Source organism: Streptomyces caeni (genome assembly GCF_042678285.1).
Classification (GTDB): Bacteria; Actinomycetota; Actinomycetes; order Streptomycetales; family Streptomycetaceae; genus Streptomyces; species Streptomyces caeni.
Genome location: NZ_JBHUDX010000053.1, coordinates 61275 through 78723, shown reverse-complemented (window position 1 = coordinate 78723; position 17449 = coordinate 61275). Strand labels below are relative to the sequence as shown.

Annotated in this window: 14 protein-coding genes and 1 pseudogene; 6 read left to right on the top strand and 9 right to left on the bottom strand. The window is 73.0% G+C overall.

Features of this window, described 5'->3' with window-relative positions; translation table 11 throughout:
* The 3 genes from ACFSL4_RS19755 to ACFSL4_RS19745 all read left to right on the top strand — a co-directional run bounded on the left by ACFSL4_RS19755 (position 1) and on the right by ACFSL4_RS19745 (position 5521).
* Positions 1 to 1977 carry an NAD-binding protein gene (locus ACFSL4_RS19755; RefSeq protein WP_381084742.1) on the top strand — a complete coding sequence of 659 codons (1977 nt, stop codon included), beginning with the start codon at positions 1 to 3 and terminating at the stop codon, positions 1975 to 1977.
* A gap of 742 nt (positions 1978 to 2719) precedes the next feature.
* A complete protein-coding gene (locus tag ACFSL4_RS19750; protein ID WP_381084416.1) occupies positions 2720 to 4558 on the top strand; it encodes a S9 family peptidase in 1839 nt (612 codons plus the stop codon).
* Positions 4559 to 4648: 90 nt separating this feature from the next.
* Positions 4649 to 5521: an SURF1 family protein gene (locus ACFSL4_RS19745; protein WP_381084414.1), complete on the top strand. Its 873-nt coding sequence runs from the start codon at positions 4649 to 4651 to the stop codon at positions 5519 to 5521.
* 241 nt (positions 5522 to 5762) lie between these two features.
* Here the strand turns inward: ACFSL4_RS19745 and ACFSL4_RS19740 are convergent, their stop codons facing one another.
* Positions 5763 to 6155: a hypothetical protein gene (locus tag ACFSL4_RS19740; protein ID WP_381084412.1), complete on the bottom strand. Its 393-nt coding sequence runs from the start codon at positions 6153 to 6155 to the stop codon at positions 5763 to 5765.
* A 115-nt stretch (positions 6156 to 6270) separates the two neighbouring features.
* Between ACFSL4_RS19740 and ACFSL4_RS19735 the strand changes: the two genes are divergently transcribed.
* Both ACFSL4_RS19735 and ACFSL4_RS19730 read left to right on the top strand, forming a co-directional pair.
* A complete protein-coding gene (locus tag ACFSL4_RS19735; RefSeq protein WP_381084410.1) occupies positions 6271 to 6933 on the top strand; it encodes a response regulator transcription factor in 663 nt (220 codons plus the stop codon).
* On the top strand, positions 6930 to 8408 hold the full coding sequence (locus tag ACFSL4_RS19730; protein ID WP_381084408.1) for a sensor histidine kinase: 1479 nt from the start codon (positions 6930 to 6932) through the stop codon (positions 8406 to 8408). The genes ACFSL4_RS19735 and ACFSL4_RS19730 overlap by 4 nt, the downstream gene beginning before the upstream one ends.
* Positions 8409 to 8439: 31 nt before the next feature.
* Here ACFSL4_RS19730 and ACFSL4_RS19725 read toward each other — a convergent pair whose 3' ends face one another.
* From ACFSL4_RS19725 to ACFSL4_RS19695, 7 genes are all read right to left on the bottom strand, one after another.
* Positions 8440 to 9729: a hypothetical protein gene (locus tag ACFSL4_RS19725; RefSeq protein WP_381084406.1), complete on the bottom strand. Its 1290-nt coding sequence runs from the start codon at positions 9727 to 9729 to the stop codon at positions 8440 to 8442.
* A complete protein-coding gene (locus tag ACFSL4_RS19720; RefSeq protein WP_381084404.1) occupies positions 9726 to 10322 on the bottom strand; it encodes a SigE family RNA polymerase sigma factor in 597 nt (198 codons plus the stop codon). The genes ACFSL4_RS19725 and ACFSL4_RS19720 overlap by 4 nt, the downstream gene beginning before the upstream one ends.
* A gap of 499 nt (positions 10323 to 10821) precedes the next feature.
* Entirely contained in the window at positions 10822 to 11889 is a 1068-nt protein-coding gene (locus ACFSL4_RS19715; RefSeq protein ID WP_381084402.1) for an aspartate-semialdehyde dehydrogenase, read from the bottom strand.
* A gap of 58 nt (positions 11890 to 11947) precedes the next feature.
* Positions 11948 to 13225 carry an aspartate kinase gene (locus tag ACFSL4_RS19710; RefSeq protein WP_381084400.1) on the bottom strand — a complete coding sequence of 426 codons (1278 nt, stop codon included), beginning with the start codon at positions 13223 to 13225 and terminating at the stop codon, positions 11948 to 11950.
* A gap of 479 nt (positions 13226 to 13704) precedes the next feature.
* The gene (locus tag ACFSL4_RS19705; protein ID WP_381084398.1) at positions 13705 to 14364 is read right to left on the bottom strand and encodes a DUF5063 domain-containing protein; all 660 of its coding nucleotides are present in this window, start codon (positions 14362 to 14364) and stop codon (positions 13705 to 13707) included.
* Complete coding sequence (gene recR / locus ACFSL4_RS19700; RefSeq protein ID WP_381084396.1) at positions 14357 to 14956, bottom strand: recombination mediator RecR; 600 nt, start codon at positions 14954 to 14956, stop codon at positions 14357 to 14359. Before recR ends, ACFSL4_RS19705 begins: the two co-directional genes overlap by 8 nt.
* Before the next feature lie 115 nt (positions 14957 to 15071).
* On the bottom strand, positions 15072 to 15413 hold the full coding sequence (locus ACFSL4_RS19695) for a YbaB/EbfC family nucleoid-associated protein (RefSeq protein ID WP_381084394.1): 342 nt from the start codon (positions 15411 to 15413) through the stop codon (positions 15072 to 15074).
* A gap of 310 nt (positions 15414 to 15723) precedes the next feature.
* Between ACFSL4_RS19695 and ACFSL4_RS19690 the strand changes: the two genes are divergently transcribed.
* Entirely contained in the window at positions 15724 to 16464 is a 741-nt protein-coding gene (locus tag ACFSL4_RS19690) for an SLATT domain-containing protein (RefSeq protein WP_381084392.1), read from the top strand.
* 27 nt (positions 16465 to 16491) lie between these two features.
* Here ACFSL4_RS19690 and ACFSL4_RS19685 read toward each other — a convergent pair.
* Positions 16492 to 17449, bottom strand: a pseudogene (locus ACFSL4_RS19685) (serine/threonine-protein kinase); the annotation flags it as partial.

Here is a 17449-nt window from a genome sequence, read left to right as displayed (position 1 = left end):
ATGGTGGTGTGCGGAGACGACGGGCTCGCGCACCGGCTGGCCGCCGAATTGCGCGGGGTGTACGGCGAGCAGGTGACCCTCGTCGTGCCGCCCTCCGAACGGGTGGCCCGGCAGCCGATGGTGGGCCGTGCCCGCGGCTCGACACTGCTCGACCGGGTCTCCGCCGCCGTCACGCGCGCGGCGGGCAGCGCCAACGGCACCGGGAACAGCGGCAGCGGCGGACGCACGGCGGGTGCCGGCGGCGACCGTGCGGCTGCCGGACAGCCCGGATCCATAAGGCTGTTGGAGGCCGCCGAGGCGTCCGAGGCCGTGCTCGCCGAGGCCGGAGTGGATGGGGCCGCGGCACTGGCGCTGGTCTATGACGACGACGAGACCAACATCCGTGCCGCGCTCACCGCCCGGCGCCTCGCCCCTCGGCTGCGGCTCGTCCTGCGGCTCTACAACCGGCGGCTGGGGCAGCACATCGAGGAACTCCTCGACCAGGCCGCAGCGTTGGCCTCCGGTGGCCCGGACGGGGAGTCCGGCCAGGGGCCCGACGGGAGGTCCGCGGCGTTCGACGCGTCCACGACCGTCCTGTCCGACGCCGACACCGCCGCGCCCGCGCTCGCCGCGACCGCCGTGGCCGGCACCACCAAGGTCGTGCAGACCGACGGGCTGATGCTGCGGGCCGTGGAGCGCCCTCCGCCGCGGCCCGGCCAGGTCGCCGACCCGGGACTGTGCACCCTGGCGCTGCTGTCCGCGACGGCCAGCGACCCCGCGGGGGCGGATGGTTCCGAGGGCAGCGGCGACCACGGGCCGCGGCTCCTGCCCGACGAGAGTGCGGTCGCGGCCGCCACCGGGCGCGGCACCATCGTCCTGGAGACCGTCTCGTACGCGGGCCCCGCCCTGCCCGCGGGGCGCAGTGTCCCGCCCCTCGGCTCGCTGGTGTCTCGGCGGCTGCGGTGGTCGTTCGCCGGGCTCGTGGGCTGTGTGGTCGCGCTCGCGGTCGCGTCGATGGGGGTCACCGGTGAACACCCGCTGCAGGCCACGTATCTGACGCTGCTGGACCTGTTCGCGATCAACGATCCGGCCATCGGGGAACCCGCCGGACGGCAGATCCTGCAACTGCTGTCCGGGCTGGTCGGGTTACTGCTGCTGCCCGTGCTGCTCGCGGCCGTGCTGGAGGCACTCGGCACCTTCCGCAACGGCAGCGCGCTGCGCAGGCCGCCGCGCGGGCTGTCCGGGCACGTGGTGCTCCTCGGTGTCGGCAAGATCGGCACCAGGGTCATGACGCGGCTGCGGGAGCTGAGGATCCCCGTGGTGTGCGTCGAGGGCGATCCGGAGGCGCGCGGACTGGCGACGGCGCGGCGGCTGCGGGTGCCGGTGGTGCTCGGGGATGTGACGCAGGAAGGCGTCCTGGAGGCCGCCAAGATCCACCGGGCGCACGCGCTGCTGGCCCTGACCAGCGCCGACACCACGAACCTCGAAGCCGTCCTGTACGCGCGCTCCCTGCGGCCCGACCTCAGGGTCGTCCTGCGCCTGTACGACGACGACTTCGCCACCGCCGTCTACCGCACCCTGCGCGCCGCGCACCCGGACGCCCTCACCCGCAGCCGCAGCGTGTCGCACCTGGCCGCGCCCGCGTTCGCCGGGGCCATGCTGGGGCGGCAGATCCTGGGGGCGATCCCGGTGGAGCGCCGGGTCCTGCTGTTCGCCGCCCTGGACGTGGGCGGGCACCCGCAGCTGGAGGGCCGGACGGTCGCCGAGGCGTTCCGCGCGGGGGCCTGGCGCGTGCTCGCCCTGGACACGACGGCACCCGACGCACGGGGTCCGGCACGCGGCCCGGAGCCGGACGACCCCGACCGCCCCTCGGGCCTGGTCTGGGACCTGCCGCCCACCTACGTCCTGCGCGCGGAGGACCGGGTGGTCCTGGCGGCGACACGCCTGGGAATCGCCGAGCTGCTGGGACGCAGACAGCGGGATACGAGCGGGGCGTAGGGGCGCCGCGGCCGTCCGGAACCTCCGGGTGGCGGCGCGACAGCCGACCGGTCGGCGCCGACGCCCGTGCCACAAGCCCCGGGAGCGGGAGCAGCACCCGAGCTGCAGACACCGCAGAGCGCGCCCGGGCCGTGCGCCTCCGGACCACAGCCCACGAGCCATGGGCCTCGGCCGCGGGCGCGGGCGCAGGCGCAGGCGCGGGCGCGGGCGCCAGGGGCCGCAGGCGCGACGGCGGACCCGGGCTCCGGGCCCTGGGCGCCAGGGACCACCGGCGCGGGGGGCGCGGGCTGCAGGCGCGAGGGCGGGAACAGGCCGCAGGGACCGTCAGCCGCAGGTGCGGGCGCGGCCTCAGACCGGTCGGCCGCAGGCAGGCGGCAGACCCGAGCCGCCAGGCCGCATGCGGGTGCGGACCGCAGGCCCGACGGCGGACCCGGCTCCCAGGCCACAAGTCCCAAGCCGCAGGCACGGGGGTGGGCGGCACAGGCCGCAGAGCCCGTCGGCCGCAGGCGCGACGGCGGACCCGGGCTCCAGGCCGCGGGCGCCGGGGGCCACCGGTGTGAGGGCGGGGGCGCGCCGCAGGCGCCAGGGCGGGAGCGGGGGCCGAGGCCGCAGGGTCCGGCGGGCGCGGGTGCGGAGCCGTTCCGTGTCGGAATCGGGCTGGTCGAAGGGCTTTGCAGGCGGGTTATCCACAGGCTGGAGGGCCTGGCCGCGGAAAGCCGGTCCGGCCAGGCACTATGGGGCCATGACTGAGAGCAACGGGTCCCCCTCGCCGAAGCGTGGCGAGGACATGCCGGACTGGGAGAAGCGCTTCCGGGCGCCGCGGGTGTCGCTGCCCGACTGGGCGGAGGACGCACCGCACCGATCGCTGTTCGTGTCCAACGCGACGGGGACGTACGAGCTGTATGCGTGGGACCGCGCCACGGGCGAGCAGCGCCAGGTCACGGACCGGCCGAACGGCACGACGGACGGCGTGCTCTCACCGGACGGCGAGTGGATCTGGTGGTTCGACGACACCGACGGGGACGAGTTCGGGGTGTGGAGACGCCAGCGGTTCACGCCCGACGCCTCGGCTGCGGACGCGGCGGCCGACGCACCGGCGGCTCCCGGGCTTGAGCCGTCCTATCCGGCCGGGCTCACGATCGGCCGGGACGGGCGGACCGCCGTCGTGGGCCGCTCGACCGACCAGGACGGCTCGACGATCCATCTCGTACGGGCCGGCCAGGACCCGGTGGAGATCTACCGCCATCGCGAGTCGGCCGGGGTGGGCGACCTCTCCCAGGACGGCTCACTGATCGCGATCGAGCACACCGAGCACGGCGACGCGATGCACTCGGCGCTGCGCGTGCTGCGGCAGGACGGCACGACGGTGGCGGAGCTGGACGACACCAAGGGCGGCACGGTGGAGTCGGGCCTGGAGGTGCTGGGCTTCGCACCGGTCGACGGTGACACGCGGCTGCTGATCGGGCACCAGCGGCGCGGCCGGTGGGAGCCGCTGGTGTGGGACGTCGCCTCGGGCGAGGAGACGGACCTGGCGCTGGAGCTGCCGGGCGACGTGGCCGCGGAGTGGTATCCGGACGGCTCCGCGCTGCTCGTCGTGCACGGCTTCGAGGCGCGCAGCGAGCTGTTCCGCTACGACCTGGCGACGCGCGACCTGGTGCGGGTGCCGACCCCGCCGGGCACGGTGTCGGGGGCGACGGCCCGCCCCGACGGGACCGTGGAGTACCTGTGGTCGTCGGCGGCCGAGCCCCCGGTGGTGCGGTCGACGTCGGGCGGGGTGGTGCTGGATCCTCCGGGGATGAGAGCGCCGGCGTCGGTGGCGGTGGAGGACGTGTGGGTGCCGGGGCCGGGCGGCCGCGTCCACGCGCTCGTGCAGAAGCCGGCGGGGGCGAGCCGTCCGCTGCCGACGGTGTTCGAGATCCATGGGGGTCCGGCCTGGCACGACAGTGACGCGTTCGCCGCGGGCCCGGCGGCCTGGGTGGACCACGGGTATGCGGTGGTGCGGGTCAACTACCGGGGTTCGACCGGATACGGACGCGAGTGGACGGACGCGCTCAAGCACCGGGTCGGACTGATCGAGCTGGAGGACATCGCGGCGGTCCGCGAGTGGGCGGTGTCGTCGGGGCTCGCGGACCCGGAGCGGCTCGTGCTCACCGGCGGCTCGTGGGGCGGGTATCTGACGCTGCTCGGGCTGGGCACTCAGCCGGACGCGTGGACGATCGGGATCGCGGCGGTGCCGGTCGCGGACTACGTCACGGCCTACCACGACGAGATGGAGGCCCTGAAGGCGATGGACCGGACGCTGCTCGGGGGCACGCCCGAGGAGGTTCCGGAGCGGTACGAGGCGTCGTCGCCGCTGACGTACGTCGACGCGGTGAAGGCACCCGTGTTCATCTCGGCCGGGGTGAACGACCCGCGGTGCCCGATCCGTCAGATCGAGAACTATGTGGATCGGCTGGTCACGCGGGGGGCGGTGCACGAGGTGTACCGGTACGACGCGGGGCACGGCTCGCTGGTGGTCGACGAGCGGATCAAGCAGGTGCGGCTGGAGCTGGACTTCGCGGAGCGGCATCTGGGGAGGTGAGAGGAGCGGGGCCGGGGCCCGAAGGGCGCGCCGAGCGGTCGCCGGGCCCCAAGGGCGGATCTGCGGGAGCGGCACCGTACCGTGGAGGGCGTGTACCGGTTTCTGCTGACGCCCCGCTGGTGGGCGATCAACGTCTTCGTGCTGCTGGCCATCCCCTTCTGCATCTTCATGGGGTCCTGGCAGCTGAGCCGGTTCGAGGTCCGGGTACAGGAGCATCGGACGGCCGGCGAACAGGCCGTGGCGGACCGGAAGGCGGCGGCCCGGCCGCTTGACCAGCTCCTGCCGGTGGACCAGTCGACGTCCGGAAAGCGGGCCACGGCCACGGGGCGGTACGGGAAGCAGTTGCTGGTGCCGGACCGGGAGCTGGACGGCAGGCGCGGGTTCTACGTGCTGACCATGCTGCGAACCGACGGCGGCAAGGCGCTGCCGGTCGTGCGTGGCTGGCTGCCGGGTGACGTGGACCCGGCGAAGGCGCCCGCCGCGCCGGGCGGCGAGGTCACCGTCACGGGGGCGCTGCAGGCGTCGGAGAGTCCCGGGGCGACCGGGGGGCTGCCCGCCGGCCAGACGGCGGCCATCAGCTCGGCGTCGCTGGTGAACCTGGTGCCGTACGACGTGTATGACGCCTGGGTCACCCTCGACCGGGCCGACAGCGGGATGAGGGCGGTGCCGGCGGCGACGCCCCAGGGGTCGGGCCTGGACCTGAAGGCGTTCCAGAACCTCGGCTACACCGGCGAGTGGTTCGTCTTCGCGGGCTTCACGGTCTTCATGTGGTTCCGGCTGCTGCGGCGCGAGGTGGAGTACCTCCGCGATGCGGAACTCGGCCTGGTGACCACGGAAGCGGACTCCGGGCCGGGGGCCGCGGAGTCCGCGGCCACGGCCGGGGGCCCTGGGGGCGAGGCGGGCGGGACTGCGGGCCCGCAGTCCGCCACCGGCGAAAGCCCGGCCCGGGCCGCCGGCACCTGAGAGCCGTCGGGGGCCTGCGGCCGCCCCCGCCCCCTGCCGCTTTCCCCTAGGGGGTGTTTCGAAAGTCCCGCACAGCACCCACGGCGCCCGGCACGCTCCCCCAAGCTCTTCGAGCAGGGGGCACCCCCACTCGCCGCACCGGCCGAAACCCCGAGTACGTCCAGTACGAGGGCTTTCGTCCGGCACGCCGAGAGCACGCACCGGACACCGCGGGCACCGCACAGGACTTTCGAAACACCCCCTAGTCCTCGCCGTCGGCGCCGCCGCGGTGGTCGGAGTCGCCGGAGCGGTCGTCGGAGTCGTGGCCGCCGGCGCTGTGGTTCCGGCTGCCGTAGCGGTCGTCGGAGTCGTTGTCGTGCTCGCCGGAGTGCTCGCCGGAGTCGTGGCCGCCGGCACTGGGCGTACGGCGGTCATCGCGGTCGTCCGAGTCGTTGTAGCGGTCGTCGGAGTCGTGGCGGCCGGCGGCGGGCGTACGGCTGTCATCGCGGTCGCCGCTGCCGGTGCCCGGGACGTGGACGCCGGACTGCTTGAGCGGGGCTTTGCCGTCCCCGCCCGACAGTGCGACAGCGGTGGCGGTGCCACCGCCGACCAGGACTGCCGCGGCGACGGCGATGACGACGATGTTCGGCTTCATGGGTTTCCCTTCGTGGTGGGCTTGGTGCGAGGGCTCCACTGTGCTGCCGGGCACCTGAACCCCACCTGAAGTCACCTGAAGCGTTCTTCAGCTTCGTTCTGCCACTCTTGGCCTCATGCGCCTGTTGATAGTGGAGGACGAGAAGCGCCTCGCGCTCTCCCTCGCCAGGGGCCTGACGGCGGAGGGCCTCGCCGTGGACGTGGTGCACAACGGCCTCGAAGGTCTCCACCGGGCCTCCCAGGGCTCCTACGACCTCGTCGTCCTGGACATCATGCTGCCCGGCATGAACGGCTACCGGGTCTGCGACGCCCTGCGGACCGCCGGCCACGATGTGCCGATTCTGATGCTGACCGCCAAGGACGGCGAGTACGACGAGGCCGAGGGGCTGGACACCGGCGCCGACGATTATCTGACCAAGCCGTTCTCCTATGTGGTGCTGCTGGCCAGGATCAGGGCGCTGCTGCGGCGGCGCGGTTCGGCGGGCGGGTCGCCGGTGATAGCGGCGGGCGGGCTCAGGGTGGACACCGCCGCCCGCAGGGTGCAGCTCGACGGCGACGAGATCTCCCTGACCGCCAAGGAGTTCAGCGTGCTGGAGCAGCTGGCGCTGCGGGTGGGCGAGATCGTCGGCAAGGGGGAGATCCTTGAGCACGTGTGGGACTTCGCCTACGACGGCGATCCGAACATCGTCGAGGTGTACATCAGCACCCTGCGGCGGAAGCTGGGCGCCGGCCGCATCGTCACCGTGCGGGGCGCCGGATACCGGCTGGAGGGCAGATGACGGGGCCCTTCCGTCTCGTCGGCTCGGTGCGCGCCCGAGCCACCCTCGGCGCGACCCTGGTCGTTGCGGTCGCCCTGATCGCGGCGGGCGCCGCAGTGCTGGGCTCGTTGCGGTCGAGTCTGATGTCGCAGGCGGACTCCTCGGCGCAGTCCGCTGCCCGCGAGGTCGCCGTCAACCTGGGGTTGGGCCACCGGTTCGACCAACTCGACCTCGGGGACGGCAGCGAGCACCCGATCCAGGTCGTCGATGCGGACGGTCGGCTGCGCGCGGCCAGCGAGGCGCTGCAGAGGATCACCGGGACCGGCGTCACCGCGGTCGAACCGGACCTCCCGAAGACCGCCTCCCCCGCGCCCCGGCCCGGTAAGGACGGGCCGGAGAAGCGAGGAGAAGACGAGCCGGAGGAGGACAGGGCCGAGTACGGGACGGTCGCGCCCGGACGCGTCAAAGACGGCCACACCTATGCGACGGGCACCGCCACGGTCCGTGGGCGGACCTCCGACTACCGCTTCGCCACGGCCCAGGTGGACACGGAGACCTACGGCACCCTCACCATCCACGCCGGCGCCCTCCGCGACGCCGAGCAGGAGGCCGTGTCCACCGCGACGGCCGTGATGCTGGTCGGCCTTCCCGGCCTCCTGCTCGTGGTCGGGGGCGTGACCTGGCTGGTCACCCGTCGGGCCCTGCGTCCGGTCGAGTCGATCCGTGCCGAGATGGCGGCGATCACCGCCTCCGAGGACCTGAGCCGCCGGGTGCCCGAGCCCGGCTCGGGCGACGAGGTGGCCCGGCTGGCACGGACGACGAACGAGACGCTGGCCGCGTTGGAGACCTCGATCGGACGTCAGCGGCGGTTTGTCGCCGACGCCTCACACGAACTGCGCAGCCCGATCGCGTCCCTGCGCACCCAGCTGGAGGTCGGTGCGGCCCACCCCGGGCTGCTGGATCTCGACGGCGCGGTGGCGGACACCGTACGGCTGCAGCGGTTGGCCACCGATCTGCTGCTGCTGGCCCGGCTGGACGCGGGTGGGCCGAGGGCGGACGGACGGGTGGAACTGGGGCCGCTGGTGCGGGAGGAGCTCCGGCAGCGGGCGGCACGGGACACCATCGCGGTCCGCGCCACCGTGGAGGAAGACGTCGACGTCGTGGGATCACGGGGGCAGCTGGCGCGGGTCCTGGCCAATCTGGTCGACAACGCCCAGCGGCATGCCCGCTCCCGGATCGACGTCACCCTCGCGCGGGAGTCGACGGTGGCCGTGCTGCGGGTCGCGGACGACGGCGACGGCGTGCCGCGGACGCAGCGTGAGCGCATCTTCGAGCGCTTCGTCCGTCTCGACGACGCACGCAGCCGGGATGACGGCGGCGCGGGCCTGGGACTCGCCATCGCCCGCGATGTGGCCGAGCAGCACGGCGGAACACTGACGGTGCGCACGTCCTCACTCGGCGGCGCACTGTTCGAACTGCGGCTGCCCGCCCTCTAGCCACGTGAGGGCGGTCGCGGGGTGTGGCCGGTCAGGGCGCCTGCAGGATGCCGGTGCGGTAGACCGTTCCGGCGCAGGCGTTGGGGATGGTCGCCGTGGAGGCCGCCGAGCCCGCCTGCGGGGTGTGGGAGACCGCCACGCTGCCGTCGGCCGCGCCGTCCTCCCTGACCAGCTGGGGTGATGTGCCGCTGCCGGTCGTGGTCGCGCCGCCGGCGGTCATGGTCGCCGAGGGGCTCGGGTCCGGGGACGGGCCGCCCGTTCCGCCCGTGGTGGGGCACGTCTGCGACGGGACCCAGGCGAACTTGATCTCGTATGCAGCGCCGGGCTTGAGCACGAGCGAGGCGACGTACTGGGCAGGGTCGGGCAGGCCCGTGGCCGCGTCGCCCGTGGCGTGGTTGACGACGCTGATCTTGGACGCGTCCGCCGCGCCCTGGGCCACCGTGGTCACGCTGCCGCCGTCCGGGACGGTGCAGCTTGTGGTGGAGACATTGGTGACGTGGAAGGTGCCGTAGACCGTGCCGGTGGAGTCCGGGGTGCCCGCGGTGGCGGTCGCGCCGCCGAGCTGATCCGCCGTACACGCGGGGGCGCCATCGGTGGAGGCCGTGGGGTCGGCGCCGCCGGTGTTCCCGTTGCTCGCGCCCTTGCTCTTGTCCCCGGTGCCCTGCTGGCCGTTCGAGGTCTGGTCCTTGGAGGTGCCGGATGAGCCGCCCGAGCCTCCGGATCCGCCGCCCGGGTTCTTGCCCTGGCCGGTGCCGCCCTGGGCCTGCGACGCCTCGCCCGCGATGGACGGATTGGCGTCGGAGCCGGTGGAGTCCGAGACGTGGACGAGGGCCGGGATGGCCGTTCCGATGAAGAGGGCGGCGGCCGCCATGCCGACCGCGGCCTGGCGCTTGCGGGCCCGCCGCGCGGGCACCGCACGCCGCAGGTGCTCCAGGGTGCCGTCACGCGGCTCGATGTCCTGCACCGCCTGGTGCAGCATCCGCCGCAGCGCCAGTTCGCCCGAACCGTCCCCCGGCAGCCCCGCCCCGGCCCCAAAGGCCCCGAGGGCCCCCATGAGCCGGTCCCGTCCCGTGCCGAGACCGTCGTACTCCCGGGTGGAACCGTCCGCGGCGGTCGGGTCGGAAGCGGCGCGGTCCGGTCCGGCTCCGGGCCGGTCCTGGTCTTCGGGGCGGTGGTTCACAGTTCCGTTCCCAGCGTGCTGCTCGTGATCGTCCTCATCGGGCGCGGGCCGGCCCATCGGCTCGTGCCACGCGTACGGCTCGTGTCGCTCGTGGGAGTTGCGCCCCCAGGGGGCGGTGCGCCTCTCCTCGTACTCGCTCATGCCGGTGCTCCCATGGCGATGCGGAGCGCCGCGATGCCTCGTGAGCCGTACGCCTTCACCGACCCCAGCGATATCCCCAGCGTCTCGGCGACCTGGGCCTCGGTCATGTCCGCGAAGTAGCGCAGCACCAGGACCTCGCGCTGGCGGCGCTGCAGGCCCTTCATGGCCTTGATCAGCGAGTCGCGCTCCAGCTGGTCGTAGGCGCCCTCCTCCGCGCTCGCCATGTCCGGCATCGGCTTCGTCAGAAGCTTCAGGCCGAGGATGCGGCGGCGCAGGGCCGAGCGCGAGAGGTTCACGACGGTCTGCCGGAGGTAGGCGAGCGTCTTCTCCGGGTCGCGGACGCGTTTGCGCGCCGAGTGGACGCGGATGAACGCCTCCTGCACGACGTCCTCGCAGGACGCGGTGTCGTCCAGGAGGAGCGCGGCGAGACCCAGGAGGGAGCGGTAGTGGGCACGGTAGGTCTCGGTCAGATGGTCGACCGTGGTGCCGGCGACCGTTGTACCGGCGGCGGCCTCACGCTGATTCGGTATGCGGGCGGGCCGCGCTGCTGACATGGGCGCGGTCACCGGCAGGCCGCCGAGCGCGCCGGACATGCGGGGGCGCCGGGGCGGGCGAAGGGCCGCACCCCGTGTCCGTACTGTGATGAATTCGAGTACCTGTGCCACGCCAGTTGGACACGTATCCCCCCGTCGGGGTTGTACGCGACAGGCATCACTTTTGCCTCAGGCAGCAGCACATTTCGCTGCACGTCCTGCCGTGTGCCCCCCAGCACACGGGACCGTGCGTCAAGTGCCCTCATGCGTACCAGCTCTTCCCCTATGCCCCTATATCCGACGGCGCCCAGCCCCCCGACGGGCGACCGCAAAGACGCTCCCCGCCCTGCGCGTGGTTGCGGGGCGGGGAGGGAAAAATCTTCGAATGCCGCCGACCGGCCTCGATTCAAGCGGCCCGGCCCCACTGGTCCGGACCATTTCGGCCCACAGGGCCGAAACAGATCTTACAAAGGATTTGGCTGCTGCCAGCATGTTTTCCTGGCCTCGGGGCACCGGCAGGGCGGGAGACCGGCCCGGGGACGCGGGCACCGGCGGCGCCCTATGCCGTCCCGCGCTCCCCCGCGACCAGTTCCGCGATCTGCGCGGTGTTCAACGCCGCGCCCTTGCGCAGGTTGTCCCCGCACACGAACAGTTCGAGCGCGGTCGGATCGTCCAGGGCGCGGCGGAGCCGGCCGACCCAGGTGGGATCGGTGCCCACCACGTCCGCCGGTGTGGGGAACTCGCCCGCCTCCGGGTTGTCGCACAGGACGACGCCCGGCGCCGTCGCCAGGATCTCCCGCGCCCGGTCGACCGTGACCTCGCCCTCGAACCGGGCGTGCACCGTGGCGGAGTGCGTGGTGATCACGGGCACGCGCACGCAGGTGACGGCCACGCGCAGTTCCGGCAGCCCCAGGATCTTGCGGGTCTCGTCGCGGACCTTCATCTCCTCCGAGGACCACCCGTCCTCGCGCAGCGATCCCGCCCACGGCACGACGTTCAGCGCGACCGGCTCCGGGAACGGCCCGGTGCCGTCGCCCACGGCGCGCCGCAGATCGCCGGGGTTCGTCCCCAGCTCCGTGCCCGCGACCAGCGACATCTGCGCCCGCAGCGTTTCGATACCCGCGCGTCCCGCGCCGCTCACGGCCTGGTACGAGGAGACGACCAGGTCGCGCAGCCCGAACTCGGCGTGCAGCGCACCCAGGGCCACGATCATCGAGAGCGTGGTGCAGTTGGGGCTCGCGATGATGCCCCGCGACCGCACCCGGGCGGCATGCGGGTTGACCTCCGGTACGACCAGGGGGACGTCCGGGTCCATCCGGAACGCGCCCGAGTTGTCCACCACGACCGCGCCCAGCGCGGCGGCGACCGGCGCCCACCGCCGGGCGATGTCGTCGGGCACATCGAACATCGCCACGTCGACGCCGGTCAGCGCCTCCTCGCCGAGCGCCATGACCTCGACCTGCTCGCCGCGCACGGTCAGCTTGCGGCCGGCCGAACGCGGCGAGGCGATCAGACGGATCTCTCCCCAGATGTCCGCGTGCTGGGAAAGGATCTTGAGCATGACCGTGCCGACGGCCCCGGTCGCTCCCACGACCGCGAGCGTCGGCCTGCCGGTCCGCGCCGTCATCGGCGCCCCGTGCGCCCGGGGCGCCCCGTGCGCCCCGGGCCCCCTCGGGGGAGGCGGGTCATCGGCCGGTGCCTCCGTAGACCACGGCCTCGTCGCTGTCGGAGTCCAGGCCGAAGGCGGTGTGCACCGCGCGGACCGCCTCCGACACATCGTCCGCACGCGTCACCACCGAGATGCGGATCTCGGAGGTCGAGATCAGCTCGATGTTCACGCCCGCGTCGCTCAGCGCCTCGAAGAAGGCCGCGGTGACGCCCGGGTTCGTCTTCATACCGGCCCCGACGAGCGAGATCTTGCCGATCTGGTCGTCGTAGCGCAGCGAGTCGAAGCCGATCGCGGTCCTGCCCTTCTCCAGGGCGTCGATCGCCTTGCGCCCCTCCGTCTTCGGGAGGGTGAAGGAGATGTCGGTGAGACCGGTCGACGCGGCCGACACGTTCTGCACGACCATGTCGATGTTGATCTCGGCGTCGGCGATGGCACGGAAGATCGAGGCGGCCTCGCCCGGCTTGTCCGGCACACCGACGACCGTGATCTTGGCCTCGGAGGTGTCGTGCGCGACACCGGAGATGATGGCCTGCTCCACCTGCTTGTCCCCTTGCTGAATCGGCTCGCTGCTGACCCACGTGCCCTGCAGCCCGCTGAAGGAGGAGCGGACGTGGATCGGGATGTTGTAGCGGCGCGCGTACTCCACACAGCGATGGAGCAGCACCTTGGACCCGGACGAGGCCAGCTCCAGCATGTCCTCGAAGGAGATCCAGTCGATCTTCCGGGCCTTCTTCACCACGCGCGGGTCGGCGGTGAAAACGCCGTCCACGTCGGTGTAGATCTCGCACACCTCGGCGTCGAGGGCGGCGGCCAGCGCCACGGCCGTGGTGTCGGAACCACCACGACCCAGGGTCGTGATGTCCTTCTTGTCCTGGCTGACGCCCTGGAAACCGGCGACGATGGCGATGTTGCCCTCGTCCAGCGCGGTGCGGATGCGCCCCGGCGTGACGTCGATGATCCGGGCTTTGTTGTGGACCGAGTCGGTGATGACACCTGCCTGGCTGCCGGTGAACGACTGGGCCTTGTGCCCCAGGTTTTTGATCGCCATGGCCAGCAGTGCCATGGAGATCCGCTCTCCGGCGGTCAGCAGCATGTCGAGCTCGCGCCCGGCAGGCATCGGGGAAACCTGCTCGGCGAGATCGATCAGCTCGTCCGTTGTGTCGCCCATCGCGGAAACCACGACAACCACGTCGTTGCCGTTCTTCTTCGCTTCCACGATCCGCTTGGCGACGCGCTTGATGCCCTCGGCATCGGCTACGGAGGAGCCTCCGTACTTCTGCACGACAAGGCCCACGTGCGCTCCTCGCTCATTCCGTCTCTTCACCGCCCCTGCGCATGCAGTGCGGTCGGCTCAGTCTAACGAGCGACCGAATTTCCCTTCCGGGATACCGCATGGTGAGATGTCCCGCTCACAGAGGCACGGCCGCTCAGGCTCGCACATGCCCGAGCCGGGGCAGCGCACTCGGAACGTGCGATATGTCACAGCGCGAGGCGCGACGACATCGTCACCCTGCGCAGGCACGCGCGAGAGGAACGCGGTCCGGGCGGGGCGGATATGCGGAGCACGGGCCGCCGTGGAGCTTGGAGTCGCGGAGGCGGCCGGTGGTTCGGGAGGGCGGGGAGTGCCACTTGCCGCCGTAGCGCCGGGCGATGGTGGCTGGGAGTTGTTCCGGCCCGGCATGGCGCCTACCTCCAGCCCATCGGCAACAGACTCGGCCGCTGCCGGGCGCAGCTTCACACCCGCCGTTCTGTGACCGCAACGGCTCTCCCGTCCTACCTGACCGGGCGCAGCCCCAGCGGCCTCGCGATCTCCTGGGCCATGACCCTGCCCGCCTCCTCGGCGAGGATCTCGTCGCCGAGGCCCTGGTCGGTGTCGAGGCCGTCCAGTTCCTCCAGGGGCTGGTTCAGCCGTACGTGCGCGACCAGGGACTGGAGCGCGCGGAGCGTCGCGGACGCGGTCGAGCCCCAGTTGGAGAAGTACGAGAACTGCCACCACCACAGGGCCTCGGTGGTGCGGCCCGCGCGGTAGTGGACCATGCCGTGGCGCAGGTCCGTGATGACGTCCGCCAGGTCGTCGGAGATCCGGGCCGGGACGGGGGCCTTGCGCGGCTCGTAGGGGTCGAAGACCTCGGAGTAGACGTCGACCGGGTCGAGCATGGCGGCGAGGCGCTCGCGCAGTTCGTCGACGTCCGGCTCCGGGCCCGGGTCGGGCTCGTAGCGCTCCTCCGGCATGATGTCCTCGTGCGCGCCGAGGCGGCCGCCCGCCAGGAGGAGCTGGGACACCTCCAGCAGGAGGAAGGGGACGGCCGAGTCCGGCTCGTCACCCCTGGCGACCTCCGTGACGGCCACCAGAAAGCTCTCGATCTGGTCCGCGATCTGGACGGCGAAGTCGTCCGGGTCCTGCGACGTGGAGTGCAGCGTGGCGTCAGACATCTAGGAGTCGTCTCCCCTCGAAGGCGCGACCGAGTGTGACCTCGTCCGCGTATTCCAGGTCGCCGCCCACCGGGAGGCCGCTGGCCAGGCGGGTGACCTTGAGGCCCATGGGTTTGATCATGCGGGCGAGGTACGTGGCCGTGGCCTCGCCCTCCAGGTTCGGGTCGGTGGCCAGGATCAGTTCCGTGACGGTGCCGTCGGCCAGCCGCGCGAGCAGCTCCCGGATGCGCAGGTCGTCCGGGCCCACGCCCTCGATGGGGCTGATGGCGCCGCCCAGGACGTGGTAGCGCCCCCGGAACTCGCGGGTGCGCTCGATCGCGACGACGTCCTTCGGCTCCTCCACCACGCAGATCACCGACGGGTCGCGGCGGGCGTCGCGGCAGACGCCGCACAGCTCTTCCTGCGCGACATTGCCGCAGGTCGCGCAGAAGCGGACCCTCGCCTTCACTTCGAGCAGCGCCTGGGCGAGCCGGCGTACGTCCGTCGGCTCCGCCTGCAGGATGTGGAAGGCGATCCGCTGCGCGCTCTTGGGACCGACGCCGGGCAACCGCCCCAGCTCGTCGATGAGGTCCTGGACCACGCCTTCGTACAACGGACTTGCCTTTCCCGAGGAGCTCCGGCACATGGCCCGGCCGGGCTCGCTGTCTTGGTACGTACGGTAGTTGGCGCTCGCCCTTCTTAGAAGGGACGACCGGTGACCGTCGCGATCAGAACGGCAGTCCGGGGATGCCGCTGCCGCCCAGCCCCTGGGCCAGCGGGCCGAGCTTCTGCTGCTGGAGGGTCTGCGCGTTCTCGTTGGCCGCCTGGACGGCCGCGACGATCAGGTCGGCGAGCGTCTCGGTGTCCTCCGGGTCCACCGCCTTCGGGTCGATGACCAGGGCGCGCAGCTCGCCGGCGCCGGTCACCGTGGCCTTCACCAGACCGCCGCCCGCCTGGCCGTCGACCTCGGTCCGCGCCAGTTCTTCCTGCGCCGCGGCGAGGTCCTGCTGCATCTTCTGGGCCTGCTGGAGCAACTGCTGCATATTGGGCTGGCCACCACCGGGAATCACGATCAGCTCCTGGTTTCGTACGGCTGTCAGGGCGGGGTTTTGCCGCCTGGCACGAGCCTACGTGGTGACCGGGACGATCGCTGCGGTAGTCCGTCCGGACTGCGCCCGGGCCGACGGCGGCACTCTTCCGAGTGAAATCGGCGGTGGCTCTCTCCCCGATCGCGCCCCACTTCCGGGCGGAAAAGCGGCGGAACCCGGGGTCCGGCCATCCGGTGGACGGTAGGAAGGGTGCGGCGCTTCAGCACCATGCGTCACGAGCACATCACGGAGTGTGCGTCGCGGATCGTCATAGCTAGGTAGGGAGTGCCGGGTGAGTCAGCCGGAGATGCAGCCCGAGGGTCCGTGCCAGGACGGGCGGGGCGAGGGTGCGGCGGGGCTGCGGCCGGGCGACCTCATGGGGCGGCCGTTTCCGCACGGCGACTGGGGGCAGCCCGCGGAGCGGCTGGAGGAACTGTACCGGTGGGTGGAGCGGCGGGCGCTGGAGACGGCGGCCTGGTACCTCGCGGACCGGGCGGGCAAGCGGCGGGCGGCGCGGGCGCTGCGTGCCGGCACCGTGGCCGGGGCCGTGTGCGGAGCCGCGCTGCCGCTGCTCGATCTGGGCGGGGTGACGGACGGGGCCGTGCCGTGGGCGTATCTGTCGCTGCTGCTGGGGGCGGCGTGCCTGGCCGCTGACCGGTTCTTCGGGGTGACGTCCGGGTGGATGAGGGACGTGGCGACGGCGCAGGCCGTGCAACGGCGGCTGCAGGTGCTGCAGTTCGACTGGGCGTCGGAGAACGTCCGCGAGGTGCTGGGGCCGACGGAGGGGACCGCCGGGGAGGCGGCGGAGCGGTGCCTCTCGGTGCTGCGGCGGTTCTCGGAGGACGTGACGGAACTGGTGCGGGCGGAGACGGCGGACTGGATGGTGGAGTTCCGGACCGGGTCGGCGCCGCCGGGGATCCAGTCGGCGGGGGTGTGCCCGCAGCGGGCGGAGGGACCGGTGCCGGGAAGGCAGGCGCCGCCGCCCGGGGCGAGGCCGAACATGCCCCGGCAGCGACCCCCCGAGGCGCGATGACCGCGGGCCGACCACACGCGAGCCGGGTCAGCCCTCCTTCGTGTACGTCAGGGAGTTGCCGTTGCTCGTGTTCACGCGCTTGAGGCGGCCGTCCGGCAGGATCGTCAGCTCCGTCGCGGCGCCCGGTGCGCACGACGACGCGGGCTCGCCGACGGTGACGGTCGACGGGCCGATCCTCAACGGCCCGTCCGCCGTGGGCTTCTGGTCGAGCTTCGCCTGGAAGACGCAGTGGTACGTGCCGCTGCCCGTCGGACCGTCCGCCGTCAGGGAGAGCACCGTGTCGCCGACCCCGCCCTGCTGGATGACCAGGCGACGGCTGTTGTGGCCGGTGGAGTTGTCGATGGCGGTGGTCCAGGTACCGAGGTAGGCGTCGGGCACGGTGCCGGCGGCGGGCGACTGCGAGGCGGGGCTCCCACTGGCCGGAGTGGAGGGCGCGGGCGTACTCGGGCCGGGGGTCGTGGGCGCGGGCGCCGACGTGTGCGAGGGGCCGCCGCCGTTGCCCGTTCCCGTCCCGCCGCCCCGCATCAGCGCGTACACGGATCCGCCCGCACCGAGCGCGACGACCAGGGCGACCACGATCAGTACGGCGGTCGAGCGCCCGCTCCTGCGCGGGGGTGCCTGCGGACCCGGGTCGCCGTAGGGAGACGGCCCGTACGGGGAGGAGCCGTACGGGGAGGAGCCGTACGGGGAGGAGCCGTACGGGGAGGAGCCGTAGCCGTACGGGGACGGGCCGTACGGCGGTGTGGGGGCGAGGGCGGGCCCCTGGCCGGGAGCGGCGGCCGGGGTGCCGGCCCAGCCGGCGGCGTTCTGGGGGTAGCCGTGGGCGGACGGCTGGGGGTGCTGCTGCGGGTAGCCGTGGACGGGTGGCACGGGGGTGTGGCCGGGACCGACGACCTGGGTGGGCAGCCGGTCGAGGGCGGTGTGCAGCCACAGGCCGTCCCGCCACAGCGCCCCGGTGCCGGGGTCGTCGCTGACGTGGTCGGTG